Source organism: Escherichia sp. TW14182, assembly GCF_000208525.1.
In the GTDB taxonomy this organism is placed as follows: Bacteria; Pseudomonadota; Gammaproteobacteria; order Enterobacterales; family Enterobacteriaceae; genus Escherichia; species Escherichia ruysiae.
This window is the reverse complement of sequence record NZ_AEJZ01000296.1, coordinates 1-2659: the sequence shown is the minus strand read 5'-3', so window position 1 is coordinate 2659 and position 2659 is coordinate 1. Positions and strand designations below refer to the sequence as shown.

1 protein-coding gene is annotated in these 2659 nt (G+C 52.3%); it reads left to right on the top strand.

The window, feature by feature from the left end; translation table 11 throughout:
* Window positions 1-2515 (top strand): YadA family autotransporter adhesin (locus tag EQY_RS0120185; RefSeq protein ID WP_000292403.1); only part of this gene is annotated, 2515 nt, incomplete at its 5' end.
* Window positions 2516-2659 lie beyond the last annotated feature (144 nt).

Sequence of the window (2659 nt, the reverse complement as noted above, 5' to 3'; positions counted from 1 at the left end):
TAACGACAATGTGGCAACCAACACCACTAACATCGCTACTAACACCACCAACATCACCAATCTGACTGATACGGTGAACAACCTCGGTGAAGATGCGCTGAAATGGGATGACGCCGCAAGCGCATTCACCGCTGCACACGGCACCGAAACCACCAGCAAAATCACTAACGTCACCGCTGGAACAATCTCATCTACCAGCACCGATGCCGTTAACGGTGGGCAACTGTTTAGCTTAAGTGATTCACTGGCAGACTATTTTGGCGGTAACGCCTCGGTTGATGAAAACGGTGTATTTACTGGCCCGTCCTACACCATCGGTAGCAACAGCTACGATAACGTAGGTGATGCGCTGGCGGCGATTAACACCTCCTTTAGCACTTCACTGGGCGACGCTCTGCTGTGGGATGAAACGGCAAGTGCATTCAGCGCCGGCCACGGTGGCAATGCCAGCAAAATTACCAATGTCGCAAATGGTGCCGTTTCTGAAACCAGCACCGATGCCATCAATGGTGGGCAACTCTACGGTGTGAGCAACTCTGTTGTTGATGCCCTGGGCGGTGGCGCCGCAGTAAATGCTGACGGTAGCATCAGTGCGCCGACGTACTCCATTGCTGATACCGATTACAATAACGTCGGTGATGCTCTGGACGCGATCGACTCAACCCTGGATGATGCGCTGCTCTGGGACGCAACCGCCGGTGAAAATGGTGCGTTCAGCGCCAGCCGCGATGGCAAAGCCAGCGTAATCACTAATGTTGCTAATGGTGATATTTCTGAAACCAGTACTGATGCAATTAATGGTTCACAGTTGTTCGCCACCAACACGTTGATCAATCAGCAAAATGAGATCATCAACCAGATTGCCGGTAATACCAGCATAGACTACATCGAAGAGAACGGTGCGGGTCTGAACTATGCGCGTACTAATGACACCGGCTTAACCTTTATTGATGCGAGCGCATCAGGTACTGGCGCTACAGCGGTGGGTTATAACGCTGTCGCTTCCGGCGAAAGCAGTGTCGCAATTGGTCAGAATAGCAGCAGCAGCGTTGATACTGGTATCGCGCTGGGTAGCGAATCCGTCTCCAGCCGTGTGATTGTTAAAGGTTCTCGTAACACCAGCGTAACCGAAGAAGGCGTTGTGATTGGTTACGACACCACTGACGGCGAACTGCTTGGCGCATTGTCGATTGGCGATGATGGTAAGTACCGTCAGATCATCAACGTTGCTGATGGTACTGAATCCCATGACGCCGTGACTGTACGCCAGTTGCAAAACGCCATTGGTGCTGTCGCCACTACGCCGACCAAGTACTACCATGCCAACTCAACGGAAGAAGATTCACTGGCGGTAGGTACTGACTCGCTGGCGATGGGCGCGAAAACTATCGTTAATGCTGACGCGGGTATTGGTATCGGCCTGAACACTCTGGTTCTGCCAGATGCCATCAACGGTATTGCTATCGGTTCTAACGCACGCGCCAACCATGCAAACAGTATTGCAATGGGTAATGGTTCTCAGACCACTCGCGGCGCTCAGACTGGCTACACCGCCTACAACATGGACGCGCCGCAGAACTCTGTCGGTGAGTTCTCTGTCGGCAGTGAAGACGGTCAACGTCAGATCACTAATGTCGCGGCGGGTTCGGCAGATACCGATGCCGTTAACGTTGGTCAGTTGAAAGTGACGGACGCACAGGTTTCCCAGAACACCCAGAGCATTACTAACCTGAATACTCAGGTAACGAATCTGGATACCCGCGTCACCAATATCGAAAACGGTATTGGCGATATCGTAAGCACCGGTAGCACCAAGTACTTCAAGACCAACACCGATGGCGTAGATGCTAACGCGCAGGGTAAAGACAGTGTTGCGATTGGCTCTGGCTCTATTGCTGCCGCTGATAACAGCGTTGCGCTGGGTACTGGCTCTGTGGCAAACGAAGAAAATACGATCTCCGTAGGTTCTTCCACTAACCAACGCCGTATCACCAACGTTGCCGCTGGTAAAAATGCTACTGACGCGGTTAACGTTGCGCAGTTGAAGTCTTCCGAAGCAGGCGGCGTGCGCTATGACACCAAAGCTGACGGTTCTGTTGATTACAGCAACATCACTCTCGGCGGTGGTAATGGCGGAACGACTCGCATCAGCAACGTTTCCGCTGGCGTTAACAACAACGACGCGGTGAACTACGCGCAGTTGAAGCAAAGCGTGCAGGAAACGAAGCAATACACCGATCAGCGCATGGTTGAGATGGATAACAAACTGTCCAAAACCGAAAGCAAGTTGAGCGGTGGTATCGCTTCTGCAATGGCGATGACCGGTCTGCCGCAGGCTTACACGCCAGGTGCCAGCATGGCCTCCATTGGTGGCGGTACATACAACGGTGAATCGGCTGTTGCTTTAGGTGTGTCGATGGTGAGCGCCAACGGTCGTTGGGTCTACAAATTACAAGGTAGTACCAATAGCCAGGGTGAATACTCCGCCGCACTTGGTGCCGGTATTCAGTGGTAATGACCCATTAAGTTAGTGTGACTAAGGGCAATTCTCTGAGGAGGGTTGCCCTTTTTTTGTTTGAAAATTGCACAAATTGTGACTTCGGCTTTTTGACATTAGCTTGAGGCTACATGCGCGCTGCCCCTCTCACCCCGACCCTCT